A 22026-nucleotide genomic window follows, 5' to 3' on the forward strand; every position below is an offset into this window, starting at 1 on the left:
GGATGTCAGACTCTCGCGAGCGGGGCCTAGCGATCGGCGTCGGTGTAACGGATGACGCCGCGGATGTTCTTGCCGTCGAGCATGTCCTGGTAGCCCTCGTTGATCTGGTCCAGACTGTACTGGCGGGTGATCATCTCCTCGATCTTGAGCTTGCCGATCTTGTACATCGACAGCAGATTCGGGATGTCGAGCTTCGGGTTGGCGCCGCCGAAGATGCTGCCCTGCAAGTTCTTCTGCAGCAGCGTCAGCATCGACAGGTTGAGCGTGACCTGGTTCTCCATCATGTTGCCCATGCCGGTCAGCACGCACGTGCCGTTCTTGGCGGTGATGCTCAGCCAGGTGTCGACGTCCTCGCCGTGCACCTCGCCGACGGTGACGATCACCTTCTGGCACATCCCCCACTCGGTGGCGTTACCGATCTCGTTCATGGCCTCCTCGACGGACGCGAAGGCATGAGTCGCACCGAACTTCAGGGCCTGCTCACGCTTCCACTCCACCGGATCGATGGCGAAGACGTTGCGCGCGCCGGCGATGACCGCACCCTGCAGGGCAGCTGTTCCGACGCCACCGACGCCGATGATCGCCACATCCTCACCCGGGCGGACGTCGCCGCTGCGGGTGGACGATCCGTAGCCGGTCGGGATGCCGCAGCCGCACAGTGCCGCGACCTCGAACGGGATCTCCTTGTCGATCTTCACCGCCGACGCCTCGTGCACCACCATGTACGGGCTGAACGTGCCGAGGAGGGTCATCGGGTACACCGGCTCACCGGCGGCCGTGTGGATGCGGAAGGTGTGGTCGGAGACGGCTTCGCCCTGCAGCAGCATGGCACCGAAGTCGCACAGGTTGGCCACGCCCGCCTTGCAGGAGCGGCACTTGCCGCACGACGGGATGAACGACAGCACCACGTGGTCGCCGACCTCGAAGTCGGTGACGCCCTCACCGATCTCCTCGACCACACCCGCTCCCTCGTGACCGCCGAGGATCGGGAACCCGCCCATCGGAATGCCGCCGGTCATCAGGTGATGGTCCGAGTGGCACATGCCCGCTGCTTCCATGCGGATCTTGATCTCGTGCGCCTTGGGATCACCGATCTCGATCTCTTCGATCTTCCACGGCGTGTTCAGCTCCCGGAGGATGGCGCCCTTGGTCTTCACAGTCATTTACCTCGATTTCGAATCCCGTTGCGGCGAGGCCGCATCCCACAGATGACGTACGGCCTCAGCCGCATCTGCTAGTGAGGGTAGTCACTTCTCGACAAAAATGAAACACGTTACAGTTCTCAATTCTTGAGTCCGGCGTCTTTGCTGCCGTACGCCTCTCGCAACTGCGGCTTGACGACCTTTCCGCCGGCATTGCGCGGCAGTTCGTCGACGATGACGAGATCCTTCGGGTGCTTGAACCGCGCCAGATTCTCGTTCAGGAACGGTTCCATCTCCTCCAGCGTCAGGTAGTCGACCCCGTCGGCGAGGACGACCACCGCGACCGGCACCTCTCCCCACTTCTCGTGCGCGCGGCCGATGATCGCGGCCTCGGCGACCTTCGGGTGGCCGAAGAGCACGTTCTCCACCTCGGCGCAGTAGATGTTCTCTCCCCCGGATATGATCATGTCCTTCGCTCGGTCGACCACGTAGAGGAAACCCTCCTCGTCCTGACGCACCAGGTCGCCGGAGTGGAACCAGCCTCCGGCGAAGGCGTCCGCGGTGCCCTGCGGGTTCTGCCAGTAGCCGGCCATCAGGTTGGGGCCGCGGTACACGATCTCGCCGACCTCGCCCTGCGGCACGTCGTTCATCGCGGCGTCCACCACGCGCGCGGTGACGCACGGGACGACCTTCCCGATGGAGCCGAGTTTGCGCAAGGCGTCCTTGCCCTCGAGCACGCACGTGATCGGCGACATCTCGGTCTGTCCGAACACGGCCACGTTCATCGCGTCCGGGAAGGTCTCGTTCATGGCTCGCAGCACCGTGTCCGAGGCCGGCGCAGCGCCCCAGCTGACCACGCGCAGCTTGAGCTCGCGGGGACGTGCCTGCTGCGCGGCGCACACCGCCTGCCACTGCGCGGGCACCAGGAAGATGGAGGTCGTGCCCTCCGCCTCCAGGACGTCGAGCATCTGCTCGGGATCGAAATTGCCGAGCGGATGAATCACGGTGGTCGCACCCATGTAGAAGGTCGGCGTCATCGCACCGAGCGCCGCGATGTGGAACATCGGGGCGACGCAGGACGCGATGTCGTCGGATGCGGTGTTCAGCGCCTGAATGCACGTGACCGCCTGCGCCTGCAGATTCTGGTGCGTCAGCATCGACCCCTTCGGCTTGCCGGTGGTGCCGGACGTGTACATGATCAGGGCGACGGTGTCCTCCGGCACGTCGATATCGGGCAGCGGCTCACCCTGCTCGGACACGAGATCCTCGTACGCCAGGTGCGCGGGGTTCGCGACGTCGCCGACCGTGATGATCTCCTCGACGGAGCCGGTGATCTGCGAGACGGCGTCGGCCAGCGGGGCCAGCATCGTCTCGGTCGCGATCACCCGGGCACCCGAGTCGGAGACGAGGAAGGCCACCTCGGCGGGTGCCATCCGGATGTTGACCGGGACCGGGATCGCCCCGATCAGATTCGCGGCGAGCGTGAGTTCCACGTACTCGGTCCGGTTGAGCATCAGGACCATGATTCGATCGCCGAATCGCACACCGCGGCGCAGCAGCGCCGCCGCCAGCGAATGCGTCCGGTGGTCGAGCTCCCGCCATGTGGTGCTCTTGCCCAGGAAACGCAAGGCCACCCCGTCCGGGCGGGTCTCGGCGTGTCGGCGGACCTGGTTGTTCCAATGGTTGCGGCGCGAACGGAGCGGTTCGTCGGTGAGCGTGAAGCCCAGGGTCTCGGTCATGTCATCTCCTGTCGAGGTGCGGAAATAGCGGGCGCGGCGAGAAGCACGGGTGACGCCGGTCGGTCAGCGGCCGGCGACGAACGACGTCAAGGCGGACTGGAACTCCGGCGACTGGAGGAGCTCGGTCTGACCGGAGATCTCACGCTCGAGCGCCTCGTCGAATCCGCTCAGCGAATGGCGGTCGAGAGCCGACTTGGTCAGCGCGAGCGCGCGCGGGGAACGGCGGGCCAGTCGTCCGGCAACCCGGTCGACGGCCGCCGCGAGCCCGGCCGGGTCATCGAAGAACGCCGTGATGAGCCCGGCGTCGTACGCATCGGCGGCCGACAGCTTCTCCCCGAGCAACGCCATCGCGTTGGCCCGAGCACGGCCGACCGCCGCGGTGAACAGGGCCGACGCCCCTCCGTCCGGCATCAGGCCGATATTGACGAATGCGAGCATGAAGTAGGTGCGGCTGGTGGCGTAGACGAGATCGGCCGCGACAGCCAGCGACGCGCCGATGCCGACTGCGGCACCGTCGAGCGCGGCGATCACCGGCATCGGCAGCCCCCGAACCGCGCGGACCAGATTCGACCCGTTCTCGATGATCGCCCGGGAGGCGGCCTCGTCGAAGCCTCCCGAGCCCCGCGCGTCCTGCGCCATCCCCGCCACATCGGCTCCCGCGCTGAACGATCCGCCTCGACCGGACAGGATCACCACGCGGACGTCGGGACTCGCCGCCCACTCGTCACACAGGGCGATCACGCGCGCGGACGCGGGCCCGTCGAGTGCGTTCATCTGCCGGGGCCGGTCGATCTCCAGACGCGCGATCCCGTTCGCATCGATGCTCGCCCAGACCCCGTCACGGCACTCGGCCTCGCTGATCATCGCGCTCCTCGACTCGGTGAACCCTGGCAATCGCCCCCACCGTAGCACCGGAAGTGATCTACATCATGCGAATGTAAATTAACTTACCACCCTAATAATTGTCCTCTACCAGCTTGTTCTCTCTTCTAGGTTTCCAGATTCATCGCAACGGAGGTTCGCTAGCATCGTTTCTCATGGAAACCGGAGACGACTGCGGCACCGCCGAACGCACACGCAGACGCCCGGCCGACAGGCGGGAGGTGATCCTTGCTGCCGCCGCGCGCAGTTTCGCTTCGTCCGGATTCCACGCCACCCGCCTCGGGGCGATCGCCGACGAGGCCGGAATCTCAGCGCCCGCGCTGTACAAGCACTTCTCGGGCAAGTACGAACTCTTCGCTGCCTCGCTGATCCATCTGGCCGGACAACTGGCCGCCGCGGTCGCCGCGGTGCCCTCCGAGGACGACCCGCGCAGCGAACTGCTCGCCGTCGTCCGGTCGATTGCCGCCAACGCGCTCGACAACCGCGAATCCGGGAACGTCTACCGGCGCGAACCCCGGCTGTTGCGGGGAGACGATCGCCGACGCCTTGCGGAACTGTCGGCGACGACCCGGAACCGGCTCACCGCACTCCTGCGCGGAATGCGCCCCGAAGTCGACGACCGGACCGCGCGGATTCTGGTGACCGCCACCCTGTCCGTCGTCGCCAGCCCGGTGACGCACCGGATCGGTCTCGCCCGTCGTACCGTCCTCGACGTCCTGTGCGCGGCAGTGGAGACTCTCATCGATCTGGACCTGCCAGAGCCGCAGCCCGCGGCCGGCACTCGGGGTCTCGCCCCGGCCGGTCGGCGCGAGACGATCCTCACCGAATCGATCCGACTGTTCGCCGACCGCGGGTTCCATGACGTGACCCTCGAGCAGATCGGCGCCGCCGCCGGTCTTCCGCCGTCCGGTGTGTACCGCCATTTCCCGTCGAAGAACGCGATTCTCGCCGCGGCCCTGTGGCGCGGCTCGGAACGCACCACCGCCGCGATCGCCGAAGGTCTGGCACACGCGAACACTCCCCGCGAGGCACTCGTCGCGCTCGCCGCCGAGTACAGCGCACTGTGCGTCGGCGACCCCGGGATCATGACGGTCTACCTGCGCGACACGGGAGTGCTCGATCCTGCCGACCAGCGCGCGCTGCGGCGTCAGCAGCGCGTCAACGTCGACGAATGGGCGACGTGGCTGCAGCGCGCCCGGCCCGGGGTGGCCCCCGGCGTCGCCCGATTCCTGGTGCACGCGGCACTGAACGTCGCCACGGACCTGACGATCGCCGACCGCGACCTCGATGCACCGACCATCGCGGTCGTCGTCACGGCGGTGCTCACCGGCGAGACCGCTTCGGCACAGACCGTCGGGGCGCTCACACCACCGACAGATCCGACAGCTTCCACGAATCACCGTCGCGCGACATCGTGATCTTGATGCGCGACTGGTAGTCGATGCCCTCCTTCGACGCATCGGGCGCCAGCGGCGTCTTGACGTTCTGGTCGATCGCGACCAGGACCACCGCCTCGTCGTCGGAGATCGACACGACTCCGGCTTCCCTGGCCACGGCCGTTCCGGTGGCCTGCGCGGCGTCGTTGCCCTCCCGCGCCTGCTGTGAGGATCGGATGTACCGGTCGGCGAAATCAGGCGTCGAGATCGATCGGATCCGCTTGTCGAGATCGGCGTAGTCGCCCGCCGAGTACGTCAGCACGGTGGTCGCGTACTGCTTCGCTGCGACGATCGCCCCCTGCTCGTCTGAGCGCCCCGAACCCGCCGAGTCCTCCGAGACGAGCAAGTAGGCGAGGATCCCGACGACCACCACCAGAAGCGCCGTCGTCGCGGCGAACGCGATGGCGAGCTTGCGCGGCGAATCGGCCGGTCCGCCGACACCGATCTCGATGAGATCCTGATCGCCGTCGGCCTTCTCGACGCGCTCTTCGTCACGGATCCGGGCCTGGCGTTCGCGGTTCTGCGCCAACAACTCCGCTCGGTCCGGGTCCGTTGCTTCCGGCTTCGTCGCTCGTTCGTCGTAGCTGCTGTCGGCCATGATCACCCACTGTAATGATGCGCGAAGGATGGTCGTATGTGACACATGCCACTTCCCCGATCGCTAGATATATGTGATACGACTTGTAGAGATCTGTTTCATTCAGCCGATGTCAAGGAGTCACCCCGTGGTCGAATTCACCCCCGAACAGGCAGCTTTCGCACAGGCGGTCGCCGACTTCTGTGAGCGCGAGGTCGGCACCCGGCAGCGGCGAGACGCACTCACCAACAACGGGACCGAGGCCCACTCCGACGAGCTGTATCGGAAGATGGCCGGCCTCGGCTGGGCCGGAATCAACGTGGCAGAGGAATTCGGCGGCGCCGGCGCGGGCAACGTCGAGATGTGCATCTTCCTGGAGGAGGCCGTCCGCGGCCAGGCTCCGATCGGCGCGGTGGGCCCGACCCTCATCACCGCTGCCGCGTACGCCAAGTTCGCGCACGACGACCTGCGGCGCGAGGTGCTCGCGGGCGTGGTCGCGGGCGACTCACTATCGATCTCGATGTCCGAACCCGAGGCGGGGTCGGACGTCGGCGCCCTGACCTGTCGCGCGGAGAAGGTCGAGGGCGGCTGGAAGATCAACGGGCAGAAGACCTGGTGCTCCAACGCACACTTCTCGAAGAGCATCCTTCTCATCGCCCGCACCGACCGCTCCGGCGGAAAGCACGAGGGTCTCACCCAGTTCCACGTCCCGGCCGACACCCCCGGACTCAAGATCAGCGGTATCGACACGCTCGGCGGCCGCGAGGTGAACGACCTCTACTTCACCGACTGCTTCGTTCCCGATTCCGCAGTCGTCGGCGAGGTCGGCAACGGATGGCGCCAATTGATGTCCGGGCTCAATTCCGAGCGCCTCATCCTGGCGGCGATGCAGTTGGGACTCGCGCGACGCTCATTCGACGACACTCTCGCCTTCATCACCGAACGCAAGCAGTTCGGTCGCCCGGTCGGCTCCTTCCAAGCGCTGCGCCATCGGATGGCCGACCACGCTACGGAGATCGCGTGCACCCGGGAGCTCGTCTACAGCGTCGCCCGGGCCGCGGATGCTCATCCGGACCGGCTGATGCCGCGCGAGGCGTCGATGGTGAAGCTGAAGGCAACCGAGACGAGCAAGAAGATGACCATCGACGGGATGCAGATGATGGGCGGGTACGGCTACGCCACCGAATTCGACGCCGAGCGTCTCATGCGGTCGGCGATCATCTCGACCGTGTTCGGCGGCACCAACGAGATCCAGCGCGACATCATCGGAAAGACCTATGGCCTCTGACGCCACCCCGGTCCGTCAGCGGCGACGCCCGCAACTGTCCGAAGAGGTCGCGTCGATCCTCCGGCACAAGATCATGACCGCCGAGGTGCTGCCGGGAGCGCGGATTCGCATCGACGAGACCGCCGTGGAACTGGGCGTGAGCGTCACCCCGGTCCGCGAGGCACTGCTGACCCTGCGGGGCGAGGGCATGGTCCTCCTCGCCCCGCACCGCGGCTACGAGGTCGCTCCGCTCACTCGGACCGACGTCGACGATCTGTTCTGGCTCCAGGGCGAGGCCGCGGCACGGATCGCCCGACGCACGGCGCGGGTGGTGACCAGTGCGCAGATCGACGAGCTCGCCTGGGCCAACGCCCGGTTCCGCAGCGCCGTGAGGTCAGGCGATCACGAGGACCTCACCGATGCGGAATTCGAGTTCCACCGCACGCACAATCAGATCAGCGGCAATACGAAGCTGGCCTGGGTGCTGCTCAACACGACCCGCTACACACCCCACGCGCTGTACGCGTCGGACCCTGAGTGGGGAGAGCTGACCGCGGATCTGCACGACGAGCTGATCGTCGCCTACCGATCCGGTGACCCGGACGCTGCGGCCGAGTGCATCCGCCGGGAGTTCACCGACGGCGCCGCGCGGCTGATCGCCCATCTGTCGCAGACTCAGATTTGGCAGAACGCCCCCTGAACTGCTGTTTTGCACTCTCCCGGAGACATGGGATAGAGTCTGTTCTCGTTCGCAACGAGAGCAATCCCCCATAGCTCAACGGCAGAGCACTCGACTGTTAATCGAGCGGTTATTGGTTCGAATCCAATTGGGGGAGCGACGAGAGACCGCCTCTTCACCGAGGCGGTCTCTTCGTTTTCCCACCGGTCTGGCGACACGGCGAAGCCGGTCAACACCGCATCAGCGAACGCCCGGCGTTCCATGCATCGACGAAGGCATCGTCCAGCCTGCTCTCCACTGCCTGGAGGGCCCGGATCCCGAACACGACGTCGTCGGCGAGATCCGGCTCGTCGGCGATGAGCGGCGCGACGACTTGATCACGCATCACGAGCTCGTGCACGGCGTCGGCCTCGACGTGTTCACGGTAGAAATGCCGGGCCGCCTCCGGAGCGTCGATCCGCTCGAGTCCTTTGAGAAGCCACGCCGAGCCCACCGGCGAGGTCATCTCCGTGGCGGCGAAGTGTCCGACCGTCGCTCCGCGGCGTGAGCCTCGCAGCGCGAGACACGACATGAGGTTCACGGTCGCCAGCACCACGGCGGGAGCGTCGTTGAGATAGCCGAGATAACTGTGGTCGAGCCCTGTGGCCGACAGCAGATCGGCGTACAGCTCCTGGTGAACACGCTCACCGCGTCCGCCGCCGTACTCGTCGAACTCCACCGCCACGAAGGCCGCCTTGACATCTCGACGCAGCCGGGGAATCGCCCACGCGTGGGGATCGGCCTCCTTCAAGTGGTAGATGGAGCGCGCCTTGAAATAGTCGGCGAACTCGTCTTCGGTGCCGTGACGGCGCAGATGCGCCGTCGCTCCCTCGGGAACGGCCCGTGCAAGCGCGCCGAGTTCGGCATCGGCGGTGCCTTCGTCGCTCAGCGGCGACAGCCGATCCGCCACGGCGTCGAGAAACCGGTCCTCGAGACGGACGCGCGCGTCGATGACTGCCGGGTCCCACTCGCAATCCCTCCCGGCGTCGGCCCACCCGCGATAGTGCAACTCGTGGCACACGGTCAACGACAGCTGCAGATCGTCGCCCCACGGATCGAGCCCGTCCGGCACGTCGATCCGGGACGGACGACTGTCGGCCTTCGCGCGTATCGCATCGATGAGGACTTCGGACATCGGTCCGCGCGGTTCCGGCATTCGCGGAATCACGCGTTCCCGAATCGATCCCGGTCGGGACATCGGGCATCACCTGCCTTTCATCGCCACGGCAGAAGTACCCTCCCTGAACGAAAGCAAACCATCGCAGGACGTGACCGACGCCCGGTCGGGTACCCGATGCTTCATCAGGCACTGAACGAAACACGCGAGACGGAGCGAGATCGATGGCCGACGAGAACACCCCGCAACGGAGCACCGCTCCCCTTTTCACCCGTCAACCGCCGCCGACACCCCGGCTGCGCACGCTCGAGACATTGGACGACGTCGTCGACGAGATCGCCGACCGCGAGCCGGTGTACATCAGATACTCACACGGTCCGGCGACGGACGCGGAGGCCGGACCGAGCCTCGACTACGAGGCGGCATTCACGTTGCCCGGGTTGTCGGTCGCATCGCTGACTCCCGAACCGTGGTGGACACGGAGCCCGAAGCCGTGGATCGCGCGACGCATTCGCAAGTATGCCGAACTCGACGCCCCCGACCGCTACGCCTGGCTTCTGGCCGGCGAGGTGGTGGGCCGCGGGCCCGACCACGAGCCGCTGGTCCGCCGGGTCGACGTCATCGCCCGCCTCGCTCCGCAGGTGCTGTCGGAGGCGGCTGAGGTCTACGAGGAGATGTTCGAGGCGGGCCGCGATTCCCGGGCCGACGCATCCGACGGTTGATCGGCCGCACGGCGGGGTACTCCTCACTCGACCGACGAGCCCGTGTGCTCGTACCCAGATGGCCGGAGGTTTGTCCATGAGCACGACCGCGTCGAGAGCTGAGTCCGTATCGAGGCAGCGACCCCTCGGAGTGCGAAGCGCCGTCACCGACTCGCTCCTGATCACGTCGGACGTGTCCGCGCTGCACCGTGTCCAGGACGTCTATCGACCTCAGGAGGACACCGCTCTGCTGGTCGACGAACTGACCTCGGCAGACCTCTCAGGACTCCGCGTGTTGGATCTGTGCACGGGTTCAGGCGCGGTCGCCGTTGCCGCCGCTCTGGCCGGCGCCCAGGTCACCGCCGTCGATTCCTGCCGCCATGCGGTGGCCCGAACGCGCCGGTCAGCCGCGGACGCCGGGGTCGAGGTACGGACCGTCTGTGCCGATCTCGCGGACGTGAGCGAGACCGGCTTCGACGTCATCACGTGCAACCCGCCCTATGTGCCGACCCCGCCCGGCACGGAGATGTCGGCGGTCGGGCCCCGGCACGCGTGGAACGGTGGCCCTGATGGCCGCGCCGTGCTCGACGTGGTGTGTGCCATCGTGCCCGGGCTGCTCGCCGACGGTGGAACGGTGTTAATCGTGCAATCCGAACTGTCCGGCGTCGACGCCACGGTGGCCGCACTGCGCGCCGCGGGTCTGCGGACCGAAGTCACGTCCGAACGACGGATTCCGTTCGGGCCCGTCGTCAGGGCGCGTCACGACGCCCTCGTGGAGTCGGGATTCCTCGACCCTGAGTCGGACGACGAAGCGATCGTCGTCATCCGGGCGCAGCGGACCGGGGACCGCCCGGGACGAGCGGAGCCGGCATGACCGACGGACGCCGCCGAGTACGAGTGGTGCCGAAAGGCCCGATTCTGGTGGAGGGGCCGGTCGACGTGCAGCGGCCGGACGGATCGGTGCTCCACTGCGACCGTTTCCAGGTGGCTGTCTGCGCGTGCGGCTTCAGCGCGACGCCGCCGCTGTGCGACGCCTCCCATCGTCGGCGGCGACCGCGGAAGCCGACCGGCACCGCCGAGGCCGCAAACGGAGACTAAGCACCTCGACCTCGGCGCGGCCGGTCGGGCACGAAACCGTGGTGCACACCCCAGAGAACGGCCTGCGCACGCGTGGTGACACCGATGCGGCGATAGCACGTGCGGATATAGGTCTTCACCGAATTGATCGACAACCCGGTGCTGTCGGCGATGTCGGCATTGCTCAGCCCCTGCGTGATGAGGGCCAGTACCTCGGCCTCCCGCTGGGTGAGACCCTCCTCCCGGCCAGGCCAGTCGCCCGCACTGCTCACCGCGGTCTCCTGCCGGCTCGCGAAGACGGTCGAGGACGGTTTCGCCGCGTGGATCTGCTCCAAGGCGTCCACGAGTTCCCCTGCGGGGAGTTTCTTGGATACGAGCGCGGCCGCACCGTTGTCGAGGGCCGCAGTGACAGCCGGCTCCGAGACCTCCCATGCGTACACGACCACCTTGCGCACCCGATGGTTCGCGACCAGGTCGGAGATCATCGAACGGTCGGCCGGCGGATTGGCGAAGGAGTCGTACAGCGCGATGTCGACGTCCTCGGCGACCTCGCCCGAGGTCGAGAGCGCCTGTACGCGCACGCGGTCGGAGTACCGCCGGAGCATCGTCGCCAGCCCCCGCACCACCACGTCGTAGTCGTCGATGAGGGCTACTCGAATCGGATCCATACCCAACCGTACCCATTTCCGGTACACCCCTAGGGGTGAGCCTTTTAACCCCTCGAGTCGCTTACGGTCGACGCGACGGCGGATCGAATCCCTCCGCCCGACGACAGGTGCAGGCCCGGCCCGCACCGACTCCGAAGAGGACACTCCTGTGCAAGGACACGACGGCGTCGCCGATCCCGTCGACCCCAGGCTCGCGGTCGACCAAACCTTCCAGTTCGGACGGTTCTGGTATTACCGCGATGACGACCGCTGGGAGTGGTCGGATCAGTTGGCCCGCCTGCACGGCTACGAGTCGGCCGAGTCGGTGGTCCCGACCAGCGACCTGCTGCTCAGACACAAGCACCCGGACGACAAAGACCGAGTGGCCGACCTCATCGATCGTGTCCGGCGGGCCGGCGAGCCGTTCAGCAGTCAACATCACATCATCGACACCCGCGGCGCGGTGATTCCGGTTATCGTCATCGCCGACGTACTGCAACATCCGGACGGTCGGCGACAAGGCACGTTCGGCTTCTACGTCGCGGCATCGCACAGCGGGACTGCGGCAGGCGGCAGCGCGGTGGTGCCGTCCGGGCGGGCCCACATGGACATCGACGAAATGGTCCGCCGGCGGTCGACGATCGAACGGGTCAAGGGCGCACTGATGCTGGTCTACCGGCTCGACGCCCAGCAGGCCTTCGACTTACTCGTCTGGCGCTCGCAGGAGTCGAACACGAAGCTGTACTCCCTCGCAGCCGCCATCGAGTCGAGATTCGTCGACGTCGACATGCCCTCGCGCGCCCGAACCAGCTTGGATCGAGTCGTGCTCAGCGCGCACGAGCACGTCCGTCGCGACCGGTCGGAGCACGACTGAACCGCCGCGCGCACGTTTAGATCCGGGCGCACCCGGGCAACCACACCGTGGACACCATGTCTATCGAGTGAGGAGTCCCGATGCGTGCCGTCACATGGCAGGGCCGACGCGACGTCCGGGTGGAGACCGTCCCCGACCCGCGGATCGAAGAACCGACCGACGCCGTGATCCGCGTCAGTTCGACCAACATCTGCGGGTCGGACCTGCACCTGTACGAGGTCCTCGCGCCGTTCATGAAGGCCGGGGACGTCCTCGGCCACGAGGCGATGGGAACCGTGGAAGAGGTGGGGGCCGACACCGGCGACCTCCGAGTCGGTGACCGCGTCGTCATCCCGTTCCAGATCTCTTGCGGTCGTTGCTACATGTGCGACAGATCGCTCTACACCCAATGCGAGACCACCCAGGTCCGCGAAAAGGGGACGGGCGCGGCGTTGTTCGGGTACTCGGAGCTGTACGGCTCGGTCGCCGGCGGTCAAGCGGAGTATCTCCGCGTGCCCCAAGCCCACTTCACCCATATCAAGGTGCCGGACGGACCTCCCGACAGCCGGTTCGGCTACCTCTCCGACGTGCTGCCGACAGCGTGGCAGGCGGTGGAGTACGCGGACGTTCCCGACGGCGGGTCGCTCGCCGTGATCGGCCTGGGGCCGATCGGCGATATGGCCGCACGCATCGCCGCGCACCGCGGGATCCGCGTGATCGGCGTCGACAGAGTGCCTGAGCGGCTCGCCCGAGCCGACGCGAACGGAGTCGAGACGGTCTCCGCCGACGACGACGTCGCCATCGCGGTGCGCGACCTGACGTCGGGCCGGGGCACCGACTCCGTGATCGACGCGGTGGGCATGGAAGCGCACGGATCACCGGTCGCGAAGGCTCTGCAGCACGCCGTGGGCCTGCTCCCCGACGCGGTCGGTCGGCGGATCGACACCGCCTTCGGCGTCGACCGGATGTCGGCGTTGCACACCGCGTGCGACGTGGTCCGGCGAGGCGGAACGGTCTCCGTCTCCGGTGTGTACGGCGGTGCGATCGACCCGATGCCGATGTTCAAGCTCTTCGACAAACAGGTGCAACTCCGGATGGGACAGGCCAATGTGAAGCGCTGGACCGACGCCATCATGCCGCTGCTGACCGACGACGATCCCCTCGGGGTGGACCGCTTCGCCTCGCATCGGCTGCCACTAGACGACGCCGCAGACGCGTACCGGAAGTTCCAGGAGAAGTCGGACGGATACGTCAAGGTCGTCCTCGAACCCTGACGCCGCGCCGCCCGTCGCGGGTTTGACAACGAGAGGAGAAGCTCATGCTGGCGCTGGACTCGGACGAACCATGCGTACTGCTGACCGATCACGTCGACACTCTGGCGGACTTCTGGTCGAAAGCGCTGCACCTCGCCGTCGGGGACGCGGACTCCGATCGCGCCGAACTGGTCGATGACGGCCGGCGCGTCCAGCTCATCGTGCGACGCGTGATGCCGCCGCGGCCGCAGTCTCGGATCCGATTGTCGGCCTTCGATACTCAGGACGTCGCCGCCGCTGTCGAGCGGCTGATCGCGTTCGGCGCCTCGTCGCCCCGGACCCCCTATCCGTCGACTCCCGGGCACGCTGTGGTCATCGATCCCGACGGCAACACCGTGGAGATCACCGCGACGGTGGGCTCGGACGACTGACCGCGGCGCACCACGGGGCCGATCACGTCGCCGTCAACTCCTGCCGCAAGGTGGCGATCGACTGACGCAACAGCCGAGAGACATGCATCTGCGACATCCCCGTGCGTTGGGCGATCGCGCTCTGCGAGAGGTCTTCGAAGAATCGGAGACCGAGGATGCGGCGCTCCCGCGGCCGCAGTCGCGCGAGCGCCGGCCGGAGAGACTGCGCGACGTCGACCAGATCGTAAGCCGGGTCGGGACGGCCGATCCGGTCGATCGCGGATCGGTCGTCGGCTGCGCCCGCCGGCTGATCGAGCGAGGCCGGAGCCGATGCGGCGGCCGCCATCCGCGCTTCGTCGATGTCGGCGAGGTCGGCATCCAGTTCGGCCGCCAGCTCGGCACGCGTCGGTAGCCGATGGAGTCGGTGCGTCAGGCGTCCTTCAGCCGTCCCGATCCTCGATGACAGTTCCTTGATGCTGCGAGGAGTGCGAAGGACCGCGGTCCGGTCCCGGAAGTGCCTGCGCACCTCGCCCATCACTGTCGGGACGGCGAATGACAGAAAATCGGACCCGCGAGACGGCGCGTACCTGTCGACGGCCTGGACCAGTCCCAGTCGTGCCACTTGCACGAGGTCGTCGTGGAACTCCCCTCGGCCGCCGAACCTCTGCGCGATGTGCTGAGCGAGCGGGAGGCTCGCCACCACCGCCTCGTCTCGAAGGCACTTTCTGCGGGGATCCCCCGCGGGAAGCGCTTCGCGCTGCGCGAGCAGGTCCCGCACGTGGTCGTACCCGTCGTCGGTCATGGCAGAGCTCCTTCAACGCCGACCGCACCCAGGCGTGGCCACACGTGACCGGAGCCCGCTGTGCGGTGATGATGTGAACGCCCGGGCGCGGTGCGCCTTCCGGGCAGGAGTTCGGCTGCCGTTTCAACCGAGTGGATTCGACGCTACCCGCTGCGAGCGTCCCGCGGAAGGCAATCGGCCCCACCGACGCATATCGCCCCCGACCTGCGGGTCGGGGGCGATAGGTTTTCCGGCAGTGCCTGCGCAGTTCGGTGTCAGACGGACTTGACCTTCGACCGCAGCATGAACGCGTGCACGATCTCGACTGCGCCGACCACCACGAGCATGATGCCCGAGACGACGGTGAGGGTGGCGACCGACGAGATGGGCCAGATGATCAGGATTCCGCCGGCGATCACGGTCACGATTCCCAGGAAGATGCCCCAGCCACGGCCGGGCAGGCCGCTCGCCGAGTCCATGAAGACCGACAGTTCGGTGACTCCGCGGAAGATCCAGCCGATACCGACCCACAGTGCCAGGAGAATCACCGCGGTCTCGATGTTCCGGAAGGCCACGAAGGCCAGCAGAATCGAGATGGCGCCGGAGAGGAACGAGAGAACGCGCCACCAACCGTGGGTGTGCTGCACTCCGAAGGTCGCGGCGACCTGGAAGATGCCCGAGATCAGCAGATAGATGCCGAAAAGAATGGCGACCACCAGAAGTGTCGCCGCCGGCCAGATCAGGACGATGACGCCGAGGATCAGCGAGGCGATGCCGATTCCGAGGAGGCTCTGCCATGTGCGGGTCGCGATGTCCTTGACGGCGTCGCGCGCCGCAGCGCTGAGCGGATCATTGATTGCCAAAGTGCTCGTCGGCCTTTCTCTTTCGATGGGTGACGATCGGTGTGGACCGTCTCCGGGAACCGGGCGAGAGGCGAACTCTGTCCGGATTCATCGGAGCAGGACGATACTAGCGCGGACGGCCTTCCCCGTCCCGGTACATCGGCCCAGGTGATACGGCATCGTCACCGAGTCCGCACACCCGCCGCGCGATGCGCTAGCGTGGAGTCGACATGATCACTCACATTCAGGAGATGTCCGGCGCGTTCCGCGCCGCGAACAGATGACCGCGCTCCGCAGCCGATTCCAATGGATCGGCCAGTGGATCCTGCCGTCGCACCCGCGCCCGCGGGCCGACCTCACCTCATCTCTCCCGCGCGACCACGCGCATTCGACTGATCGGTCATCGATATGAAGCAGTACACCCAACAGCAGATCCTCGACTCGTTCCGCGGCGCCACCCGCAGCGAGATCAAGAAGGTCACCTTTCCCCTCGACTTCGACGACGTCGACTTCTCGCGCCTCGAGTACTACGGCTGGCGCGACCGCAAGATGCCCCGCCGCGCCTACATCGCGGTGGAGCACGACGGCCGGCTCGTGTCGTTGATCCTCAACCGCGCCGAGGCGACGCCGTCGCGCCGCACGATGTGCACCTGGTGCCGGGACGTCGACCTCAGCGAAGAGGTGGTGCTGTACACCACCAGGCGCACCGGTGCGCAGGGCAGGCGTGGCGACACCATCGGCACGCTGGTGTGCTCGGGGTTCCACTGCTCGAAGCACGCCCGTAAGCTGCCGCCCGCCTATCACAAGGCCACCGACCTCGACGCCATTCGGGCCGAGCAGGTGGCCGGACTGCGCAACCGCGTCGGATCGTTCGTCGCCGAGGTGCTCTCGACCGAGGACTGACGCGCGGCGCGGGCCGCACGGCGGCCCGCGCGGGTCGCGCCGAGCGTCGAGGCACTGCGGCCGTAGCCCACCAGGAACAGACCGGGGACCCGGACCACGCTGACGTCGTCGTCGGCCATCAGCACGCCGCCGGAGGGCTCCCGGATCCCGAGCGGGGCCAGGTGTGCGAGCGACGGCCGAAAGCCAGTGGCCCAGATGATCACGTCCACCGGTTCGCTCGTGCCGTCGGCGAACTCGACACCGTTGCGCACCAGACGCGCGAGCGGACCGCGCGAGGACAGGACACCGCTGTCGATCGCCGGCGCGAACCGCGGGGTTCGCGGCAGCCCCGTGGCCGCGACCACGCTCAGCGGTCGCAGACCCGCACGGGTCCGGGCCGCGACACCGTTCTCGACGGCGAGCCCCCATCGAGCGTCGAACGGGGTGTCGCGCCAGCGCGGCGGCGTGCGCGTCGACCAGATCGGGACGGCACCGGCCTCGTCCAGGAGTACGACGAACTCGACAGCGGATATGCCTCCGCCGACCACCAGGACCCGCTGTCCGGCGAAGTCCTCCGGTTCCGGAAAGTCCCGGGTGGTCAGTTGACGGCCCGCGAAACGACCCGGGTACCACGGCACATACGGGTGATCCCACGTGCCGGTACCACTGATCACCGCCGACGCACGGTAGGTCCGCGTCGCTCCGCCGGGGCCCTCGGCACGGACGAGGAAGCGCCACACCGGTTCGCCCGTCGGTTCGACCGCGACCACTCGCCACGGTCGCGCCACCCGGAGACCGTGCTCGGCCTCGTAACGCCCGTAGTAGCGCTTGATCACCTCGCGCGCGGGCTCGTCAGGATCGGCACCGGTGAGCCGTGTGCCGGGCAGGTCGTGGACGCCGTTCACCAGGCTGAAGGTCAGGGCGTCCCAGCGATGGCTCCACGCTCCGCCCGGAGTCGGGTTTGCGTCGAGCACCTCGAAGTCGCTGCCCGCACGCAATCCGCCGCGCTGGAGGAAGTAGGCGGCCGAGAGTCCGGCCTGGCCGGCGCCGATCACCACGATCCGGCGGTCGACTGCGGCCGCAGTCAGCGTCGTCGGCACTTCTGGGTCTCGGCTCATGACTGAGGCAACCGCACGTACCTCCTCGGTGTTCCGAGACAGTTGCGTCAGTCACAGTTGCGTGCACAAAACTTTTCACTCGTGCAATACTGCACTAGTGCAAAATGTTTCTGAACTAGGCCTTCGGGAACGCCAGCGTCTTGAGACGCTGCGTGCACTGCGAACGGCCGCCGTCGAACTGGTGGGTGAGAACGGACTCCACGACACCACGGTCGCCGAGATCGCCGACCGCGCCGGAGTGTCACGACGGACGTTCTTCAACTACTACGCGTGCAAAGAGGACGCCGTCCTCGGAGCCGTGCCGCCGACAGTGCCCGACCAGGCGCTCAAGGATTTCGTCGAAGCCGGTCCCGGCCCGGACCGCCTCGACCGTGCCGTCGATCTGGTGATGGCGGTCGCCAAGAGCATCCGACAGGGCGGCGGCCCCCATTCCGACCACCGCGAGCTGATCCGTCGGTTTCCCGAGCTCGTCGAACGGATGCAGCAGCACGGCACCGCCGCGCAGGAACTGCTGAGTTCGGTGATCACCGAACAGATCGGTGAGCGAGCCGGCCCGGAATCGGTGGACGACGCCCGCGCGCTCATCATGCTCGCCGGCGCCGTCCTGCGCTTCGCCTACAAGAAGGACCCCGAAGTCCTCGACAACCCCGACTCGCCCGCCCTCGCCGACGCCGGCGCAGTCTTCCGCCGAACCATCAAGGACCTGCTATGACCACTTCCCTCGCCGAACCAACGGACGGCACTACCGGGAATACCGAGCGCCGCAGCGTGATGCTGCTGTTCATCGGACTGATGATCACGATGCTGCTGGCATCGCTGAACCAGACCGTGCTCTCGACAGCTCTGCCGACCATCGTCGGTGAGCTCCAGGGCGTCGACCAGATGACCTGGGTCATCACCGCCTACATCCTCGCGTCCACCATCGTGATGCCCGTATACGGCAAGATCAGCGACTTGCTGGGCCGCAAGCCCGTACTGATCGCCGCGATCCTGATCTTCCTCAGCGGTTCGGTGGTCGGCGCACTCTCCGGGAACATCACCTGGCTGATCTTCGGCCGCATCCTCCAGGGCATCGGCGGCGGCGGATTGATGATCCTGTCGCAGGCGGCCATCGCCGACGTGGTTCCCGCCCGGGAACGCGGCCGCTACATGGGCTTCCTCGGCGCGGTCTTCGCCGTCTCCTCGGTCGCCGGCCCGCTGCTCGGCGGCTGGCTCACCGAGGGCCCGGGCTGGCGCTGGGCGTTCTGGCTGAACCTCCCGCTGGGTGCTCTCGCGATCGCCGCCACCCTGGCCTTCATGAAGCTGCCGAAGGTGCAGCACGAGGTGCGACCGCGACTGGACTACCTGGGTATGGCTCTGATCGCCGGCGCCACCACCAGCCTCGTGCTGATCTGCACCTGGGGCGGGCACACCTACGACTGGCTGAGCCCGCAGATCCTCGGCCTCGCGGTCGCGACCGTCGTCCTGGCTGTGGGATTCGTCGTCGCCGAGCTGCGCGCCGACAACCCGGTCATGCCGATGAAGCTGTTCGCGGATCGCAACTTCACGTTGACGACCGTCGCGAACCTGATGATCGGCGTCGCCATGTTCGGCGCTCTGGGCTACATGCCGACCTACATCCAGATGGTCACCGGAGTCGACGCAACCGTCGCAGGCCTGTTGATGATCCCGATGATGGGCGGACTGCTCATCACCTCGATCGCCTCCGGTCAGGCCGTGGCACGCACGGGCCGCTACAAGATCTTCCCGATCATCGGCTCCATCGTCATGGGCGTCGGCCTGGTGCTGATCGCGTCGATGCACATCACCACTCCCACCTGGCTCATGTGCGTGTATCTGGCCGTCTTCGGCATCGGCATCGGCCTGTCGATGCAGATCCTGACCCTCATCGTGCAGAACTCGTTCCCGGTCACCATGGTCGGCACCGCGACCGCCGCGAACAACTACTTCCGTCAGGTCGGCGCCACCCTGGGATCGGCGGTCGTCGGATCGATCTTTGCCTCCCGCCTGGCCACCCTGCTCACCGAGAAGCTCGCGGGCAGCGGCGCGGGAGCCGGCGGCGACGCGGGTCGCAACGGTCTCACGCCGGCAGCGGTGAACGCCCTGCCCGACGCCGTGCGCATCCCGATCATCGAGTCGTACAACGAGGCGTTGCTGCCGATCTTCCTGTTCTTCGTTCCGCTGGCCGGGATCGCACTCGTGGTCCTGCTGTTCGTGAAGGAGAAGCCGCTCGCGACGACCGTCCAACGAGAGGCAGCCGAACTGCTCACCGAGGAGGAATTGCTGACCGAGGCCGAGATGATCACCATCGAAGCCGCAGAGGAGGCCGGCAACGACAAGGCCGCGGCGACCCGCTCCCGCGAGTAGTCGTCGGCGCGAGCCCGTCACCCGCTCCACCCCTTTCTCTACCCTTCGTCTCAGGCGACGGCGAGCGCGTCCACCGGCGTCACCGACACCGCACGACGACTGGGCGGCAGGGCGGCGATCGCCACCAGCACGACCGTTCCCGCGACGATTCCCACGAACGCGCCCAGCGGCAGTCCGATCGGGAATCCCGGCGTGATCGCACCGATGAGCGACTGGCTGCCGACCGCCCCGAAGATCACGCCCAGCGCCAGACCCGCCACCATCGCCGTCCCGGACAAGGCGATCGATTCGAGAGTGATCGTGGCGCGGACCTGCCTGGCGGTGAAGCCCATCGCGCGCAGCATGCCGATCTCACGAGTCCTCCCGATCACTGTCAACGACATCGTCGACACGAAGCCCACCGCTGCGATGAGCACCGAGATGAGAATCAGTCCCACCAGCACCCACGTCATCATCGACATCACGTGCCGGTTCTCCTCCACCTGTTCGGGCGTGAGATCCCAGCGGTCGATGGACTGCTGCAACGACCTCATACCCGCGACGATCGTGGTGATCAGGGTGACGCCGATGAACAGTCCGACGGTGGAGCGTGTGGTGCGGCCCGGGTCGGCGACCGAGTTCTTGCGCGCGAGGATCGCCGCCGGGCTCGCGCCCAGGAGCCGTCCCACACCGGCGACCATCGCGGGCACGAGGATCGGCGCACCGACCAGCAGTCCCACCGCGGCCGTCGCGGTGCCGAGGAAGGCCACGACGAATCCGCTCATGCTCCCCTCCTCCCCCAACAGACACGCGGCTCCGAGCAGGAGCGCGCCGACACCGGTCGCGATGACGGCCGCGGTGCCGCGAAGCCACCGCATCGAGCCCTTCGGCGCGACGACGGCGGCTCCGGAGAGCGTCTTCCGCGAACCCACCATTGTCGCGCCCACCGCGACACCCACCACCACGATCGCCGCGAGCACGGTGGTCGGGGGAAGGTAGCTGTACCGGATGGACGGAAGGATGTCCCGCGACACCATCACGGTCCGTGCGGCGTCGGCCAGCGTCACTCCGGCGACCAGCCCGATCCCGGCACCGATCGCCGCGACCTTCGCGACCCCGCGCACCAGACTCGACCGCAGCTGTCTCGACGAGGCGCCGATCAACCGCAGCAGCTCGAGTTGCTTGCGTCGGCCGGCGATCACCGTGTCGACACCGTTGCCGATCACCAGCGCGGCCACGAACAGCGCGATGAGAATGAACACGGACGACACGATGCCGAGCACCACTCCCACGTTGCCGCCGTTGTGCTCACCGGCCCGGCCGAGGAAGTCGGAGGCCGTGAGCACCATTCCGGCGTACGCCGCCGACAGGCCGCAGACCACGCCCACGGTCGACAGTTCCCGCAGCGAACCCGCCGTCAGGCGGTAGTCCGTGGCCCTCATGCCGCCGCCCCCTGGAGATTGATCAGGAGGTCGGAGATCTGGTGCGGGTCGAGGCCCCGGTACTCTCCGACGATCCGGCCGTCTGCCAGTACCAGGATGCGATCGGCGTACGACGCGGCCACCGGGTCGTGCGTGACCATCGCGATCCCCTGCCCGTACTCGCGAGCGGCCGTGGTCAGCAAGGTCAGCACCTCGCGGCTGGTGCGCGTGTCCAGGGCGCCGGTCGGCTCATCGGCGAGAATGATGGTCGGGCGGCCGGCCAGGGCCCGAACGATCGCCACCCTCTGCTGCTGTCCGCCCGACAGCTGGGACGGCAGATGGTCCAGGCGATCGCGGAGTCCGAGCGAACCGACCAGGTGAGCGATCCACGCCTGCTGCACGGCGTCCGGCTTGTGTCCCGCCAGGACGAAGGGCAGCCGGATGTTCTCGTCCGCGGTCAGCGTCGGGATCAGATTGAACGACTGGAAGACGAAGCCGATGTTGGTGCGGCGCAGGAGCGTCCGCGCGGTGTCGTCGAGCCCGACGATGGGCGTCTGGCCGAGCCAGATCTGACCGGAGGTCGCCTCGTCGAGTCCGGCCATCACGTTCATCAGGGTCGATTTGCCCGACCCCGACGGGCCCATGACGGCGGTGAACTCGCTGCGGCGGATGTCGACCGAGACGTCGCGCAGCGCGTGGACTGGGTTCGCCGGATCACCGTAGGTGCGCGACACGTGGCGCATGACGACGGCGGGTCCGGTACTGATCTCGTTGGCGTTCATACGTCAAAGTTATGGCTCTGACCTGGCTCTTCGCG

The 22026-nt window shown here is 67.3% G+C and carries 23 protein-coding genes and 1 tRNA gene; 13 read left to right on the forward strand and 11 right to left on the reverse strand.

The annotated features are described in order from the left end of the window. Positions 1–26 precede the first annotated feature (26 nt). The 3 genes from ACK8HH_RS11760 to ACK8HH_RS11770 all read right to left on the reverse strand — a co-directional run bounded on the left by ACK8HH_RS11760 (position 27) and on the right by ACK8HH_RS11770 (position 3745). Positions 27–1157 carry an NDMA-dependent alcohol dehydrogenase gene (locus ACK8HH_RS11760; protein ID WP_039866974.1) on the reverse strand — a complete coding sequence of 377 codons (1131 nt, stop codon included), beginning with the start codon at positions 1155–1157 and terminating at the stop codon, positions 27–29. Positions 1158–1282: 125 nt separating this feature from the next. Further along, on the reverse strand, positions 1283–2881 hold the full coding sequence (gene fadD5 / locus ACK8HH_RS11765) for a fatty-acid--CoA ligase FadD5 (protein WP_412475196.1): 1599 nt from the start codon (positions 2879–2881) through the stop codon (positions 1283–1285). A gap of 63 nt (positions 2882–2944) precedes the next feature. Beyond that, a complete protein-coding gene (locus tag ACK8HH_RS11770; protein ID WP_006895190.1) occupies positions 2945–3745 on the reverse strand; it encodes an enoyl-CoA hydratase-related protein in 801 nt (266 codons plus the stop codon). Between the two features lie 173 nt (positions 3746–3918). Between ACK8HH_RS11770 and ACK8HH_RS11775 the strand changes: the two genes are divergently transcribed. Then, positions 3919–5181 carry a TetR/AcrR family transcriptional regulator gene (locus tag ACK8HH_RS11775; protein WP_278124198.1) on the forward strand — a complete coding sequence of 421 codons (1263 nt, stop codon included), beginning with the start codon at positions 3919–3921 and terminating at the stop codon, positions 5179–5181. Here ACK8HH_RS11775 and ACK8HH_RS11780 read toward each other — a convergent pair. After that, positions 5126–5797 (reverse strand): hypothetical protein, encoded by a 672-nt coding sequence (locus ACK8HH_RS11780; RefSeq protein WP_412475197.1) that lies wholly within the window; start codon positions 5795–5797, stop codon positions 5126–5128. The genes ACK8HH_RS11775 and ACK8HH_RS11780 overlap by 56 nt on opposite strands. Before the next feature lie 127 nt (positions 5798–5924). Between ACK8HH_RS11780 and ACK8HH_RS11785 the strand changes: the two genes are divergently transcribed. The 3 genes from ACK8HH_RS11785 to ACK8HH_RS11795 all read left to right on the forward strand — a co-directional run bounded on the left by ACK8HH_RS11785 (position 5925) and on the right by ACK8HH_RS11795 (position 7879). Next, positions 5925–7064 carry an acyl-CoA dehydrogenase family protein gene (locus ACK8HH_RS11785; protein ID WP_006895186.1) on the forward strand — a complete coding sequence of 380 codons (1140 nt, stop codon included), beginning with the start codon at positions 5925–5927 and terminating at the stop codon, positions 7062–7064. Further along, the gene (locus ACK8HH_RS11790) at positions 7054–7743 is read left to right on the forward strand and encodes a GntR family transcriptional regulator (protein ID WP_062366620.1); all 690 of its coding nucleotides are present in this window, start codon (positions 7054–7056) and stop codon (positions 7741–7743) included. Before ACK8HH_RS11785 ends, ACK8HH_RS11790 begins: the two co-directional genes overlap by 11 nt. A 64-nt stretch (positions 7744–7807) precedes the next feature. Next, a tRNA-Asn gene (locus tag ACK8HH_RS11795) sits at positions 7808–7879 on the forward strand. Positions 7880–7951: 72 nt separating this feature from the next. Here ACK8HH_RS11795 and ACK8HH_RS11800 read toward each other — a convergent pair. Further along, on the reverse strand, positions 7952–8959 hold the full coding sequence (locus ACK8HH_RS11800) for an iron-containing redox enzyme family protein (protein ID WP_412475198.1): 1008 nt from the start codon (positions 8957–8959) through the stop codon (positions 7952–7954). Positions 8960–9102: 143 nt separating this feature from the next. Between ACK8HH_RS11800 and ACK8HH_RS11805 the strand changes: the two genes are divergently transcribed. The 3 genes from ACK8HH_RS11805 (at position 9103) to ACK8HH_RS11815 (ending at position 10677) form a co-directional block, all read left to right on the forward strand. Further along, positions 9103–9600 carry a DUF6098 family protein gene (locus ACK8HH_RS11805; RefSeq protein ID WP_006895175.1) on the forward strand — a complete coding sequence of 166 codons (498 nt, stop codon included), beginning with the start codon at positions 9103–9105 and terminating at the stop codon, positions 9598–9600. A 76-nt stretch (positions 9601–9676) separates the two neighbouring features. Next, positions 9677–10453, forward strand: a complete 777-nt coding sequence (locus ACK8HH_RS11810; protein ID WP_412475199.1) for a HemK2/MTQ2 family protein methyltransferase — start codon at positions 9677–9679, stop codon at positions 10451–10453. Continuing rightward, the gene (locus tag ACK8HH_RS11815; protein ID WP_006895173.1) at positions 10450–10677 is read left to right on the forward strand and encodes a CDGSH iron-sulfur domain-containing protein; all 228 of its coding nucleotides are present in this window, start codon (positions 10450–10452) and stop codon (positions 10675–10677) included. Before ACK8HH_RS11810 ends, ACK8HH_RS11815 begins: the two co-directional genes overlap by 4 nt. Here ACK8HH_RS11815 and ACK8HH_RS11820 read toward each other — a convergent pair. Continuing rightward, a complete protein-coding gene (locus ACK8HH_RS11820) occupies positions 10674–11324 on the reverse strand; it encodes a response regulator transcription factor (RefSeq protein WP_006895172.1) in 651 nt (216 codons plus the stop codon). The genes ACK8HH_RS11815 and ACK8HH_RS11820 overlap by 4 nt on opposite strands. Before the next feature lie 148 nt (positions 11325–11472). Between ACK8HH_RS11820 and ACK8HH_RS11825 the strand changes: the two genes are divergently transcribed. The 3 genes from ACK8HH_RS11825 to ACK8HH_RS11835 all read left to right on the forward strand — a co-directional run bounded on the left by ACK8HH_RS11825 (position 11473) and on the right by ACK8HH_RS11835 (position 13840). Then, a complete protein-coding gene (locus ACK8HH_RS11825; protein WP_412475200.1) occupies positions 11473–12177 on the forward strand; it encodes a PAS and ANTAR domain-containing protein in 705 nt (234 codons plus the stop codon). An 80-nt stretch (positions 12178–12257) separates the two neighbouring features. After that, complete coding sequence (locus ACK8HH_RS11830; protein WP_412475201.1) at positions 12258–13430, forward strand: zinc-dependent alcohol dehydrogenase; 1173 nt, start codon at positions 12258–12260, stop codon at positions 13428–13430. Positions 13431–13474: 44 nt separating this feature from the next. Then, a complete protein-coding gene (locus ACK8HH_RS11835) occupies positions 13475–13840 on the forward strand; it encodes a VOC family protein (protein WP_039866925.1) in 366 nt (121 codons plus the stop codon). A 22-nt stretch (positions 13841–13862) separates the two neighbouring features. On the opposite strand, the gene ACK8HH_RS11840 is transcribed toward ACK8HH_RS11835, so the two are convergent. Both ACK8HH_RS11840 and ACK8HH_RS11845 read right to left on the reverse strand, forming a co-directional pair. Beyond that, on the reverse strand, positions 13863–14621 hold the full coding sequence (locus ACK8HH_RS11840; RefSeq protein ID WP_052692385.1) for a SigB/SigF/SigG family RNA polymerase sigma factor: 759 nt from the start codon (positions 14619–14621) through the stop codon (positions 13863–13865). A gap of 254 nt (positions 14622–14875) precedes the next feature. Beyond that, positions 14876–15463 carry an HdeD family acid-resistance protein gene (locus ACK8HH_RS11845; RefSeq protein WP_006895167.1) on the reverse strand — a complete coding sequence of 196 codons (588 nt, stop codon included), beginning with the start codon at positions 15461–15463 and terminating at the stop codon, positions 14876–14878. Between the two features lie 387 nt (positions 15464–15850). Between ACK8HH_RS11845 and ACK8HH_RS11850 the strand changes: the two genes are divergently transcribed. Continuing rightward, positions 15851–16345 carry an FBP domain-containing protein gene (locus ACK8HH_RS11850; RefSeq protein ID WP_045537654.1) on the forward strand — a complete coding sequence of 165 codons (495 nt, stop codon included), beginning with the start codon at positions 15851–15853 and terminating at the stop codon, positions 16343–16345. Here the strand turns inward: ACK8HH_RS11850 and ACK8HH_RS11855 are convergent. Beyond that, complete coding sequence (locus tag ACK8HH_RS11855) at positions 16243–17442, reverse strand: NAD(P)-binding domain-containing protein (protein WP_062366609.1); 1200 nt, start codon at positions 17440–17442, stop codon at positions 16243–16245. The genes ACK8HH_RS11850 and ACK8HH_RS11855 overlap by 103 nt on opposite strands. A gap of 97 nt (positions 17443–17539) precedes the next feature. Here ACK8HH_RS11855 and ACK8HH_RS11860 point away from each other — a divergent pair, with 97 nt between their 5' ends. Beyond that, positions 17540–18154 (forward strand): TetR/AcrR family transcriptional regulator, encoded by a 615-nt coding sequence (locus ACK8HH_RS11860; RefSeq protein ID WP_412475202.1) that lies wholly within the window; start codon positions 17540–17542, stop codon positions 18152–18154. Next, positions 18151–19809 (forward strand): MDR family MFS transporter, encoded by a 1659-nt coding sequence (locus ACK8HH_RS11865; protein ID WP_062366607.1) that lies wholly within the window; start codon positions 18151–18153, stop codon positions 19807–19809. Before ACK8HH_RS11860 ends, ACK8HH_RS11865 begins: the two co-directional genes overlap by 4 nt. Before the next feature lie 50 nt (positions 19810–19859). On the opposite strand, the gene ACK8HH_RS11870 is transcribed toward ACK8HH_RS11865, so the two are convergent. Further along, a complete protein-coding gene (locus ACK8HH_RS11870; protein ID WP_062366605.1) occupies positions 19860–21230 on the reverse strand; it encodes an FtsX-like permease family protein in 1371 nt (456 codons plus the stop codon). Beyond that, the gene (locus ACK8HH_RS11875) at positions 21227–21991 is read right to left on the reverse strand and encodes an ABC transporter ATP-binding protein (RefSeq protein ID WP_006895161.1); all 765 of its coding nucleotides are present in this window, start codon (positions 21989–21991) and stop codon (positions 21227–21229) included. The genes ACK8HH_RS11870 and ACK8HH_RS11875 overlap by 4 nt, the downstream gene beginning before the upstream one ends. Between the last annotated feature and the right edge of the window lie 35 nt (positions 21992–22026).

The organism is Gordonia sp. LUNF6, assembly GCF_047041125.1.
Classification (GTDB): domain Bacteria; phylum Actinomycetota; class Actinomycetes; order Mycobacteriales; family Mycobacteriaceae; genus Gordonia; species Gordonia sihwensis.

Bases quoted from the DNA above. Each gene is read 5' to 3' on its own strand.
- fadD5 (WP_412475196.1), bottom strand. From the start codon at position 2,881: ATGACCGAGACCCTGGGCTTCACGCTCACCGACGAACCGCTCCGTTCG.
- ACK8HH_RS11770 (WP_006895190.1), bottom strand. From the start codon at position 3,745: ATGATCAGCGAGGCCGAGTGCCGTGACGGGGTCTGGGCGAGCATCGAT.
- ACK8HH_RS11775 (WP_278124198.1), top strand. From the start codon at position 3,919: ATGGAAACCGGAGACGACTGCGGCACCGCCGAACGCACACGCAGACGC.
- ACK8HH_RS11780 (WP_412475197.1), bottom strand. From the start codon at position 5,797: ATGGCCGACAGCAGCTACGACGAACGAGCGACGAAGCCGGAAGCAACG.
- ACK8HH_RS11790 (WP_062366620.1), top strand. From the start codon at position 7,054: ATGGCCTCTGACGCCACCCCGGTCCGTCAGCGGCGACGCCCGCAACTG.
- ACK8HH_RS11800 (WP_412475198.1), bottom strand. From the start codon at position 8,959: ATGTCCCGACCGGGATCGATTCGGGAACGCGTGATTCCGCGAATGCCG.
- ACK8HH_RS11805 (WP_006895175.1), top strand. From the start codon at position 9,103: ATGGCCGACGAGAACACCCCGCAACGGAGCACCGCTCCCCTTTTCACC.
- ACK8HH_RS11810 (WP_412475199.1), top strand. From the start codon at position 9,677: ATGAGCACGACCGCGTCGAGAGCTGAGTCCGTATCGAGGCAGCGACCC.
- ACK8HH_RS11815 (WP_006895173.1), top strand. From the start codon at position 10,450: ATGACCGACGGACGCCGCCGAGTACGAGTGGTGCCGAAAGGCCCGATT.
- ACK8HH_RS11820 (WP_006895172.1), bottom strand. From the start codon at position 11,324: ATGGATCCGATTCGAGTAGCCCTCATCGACGACTACGACGTGGTGGTG.
- ACK8HH_RS11830 (WP_412475201.1), top strand. From the start codon at position 12,258: ATGCGTGCCGTCACATGGCAGGGCCGACGCGACGTCCGGGTGGAGACC.
- ACK8HH_RS11835 (WP_039866925.1), top strand. From the start codon at position 13,475: ATGCTGGCGCTGGACTCGGACGAACCATGCGTACTGCTGACCGATCAC.
- ACK8HH_RS11840 (WP_052692385.1), bottom strand. From the start codon at position 14,621: ATGACCGACGACGGGTACGACCACGTGCGGGACCTGCTCGCGCAGCGC.
- ACK8HH_RS11850 (WP_045537654.1), top strand. From the start codon at position 15,851: ATGAAGCAGTACACCCAACAGCAGATCCTCGACTCGTTCCGCGGCGCC.
- ACK8HH_RS11855 (WP_062366609.1), bottom strand. From the start codon at position 17,442: ATGAGCCGAGACCCAGAAGTGCCGACGACGCTGACTGCGGCCGCAGTC.
- ACK8HH_RS11865 (WP_062366607.1), top strand. From the start codon at position 18,151: ATGACCACTTCCCTCGCCGAACCAACGGACGGCACTACCGGGAATACC.
- ACK8HH_RS11870 (WP_062366605.1), bottom strand. From the start codon at position 21,230: ATGAGGGCCACGGACTACCGCCTGACGGCGGGTTCGCTGCGGGAACTG.
- ACK8HH_RS11875 (WP_006895161.1), bottom strand. From the start codon at position 21,991: ATGAACGCCAACGAGATCAGTACCGGACCCGCCGTCGTCATGCGCCAC.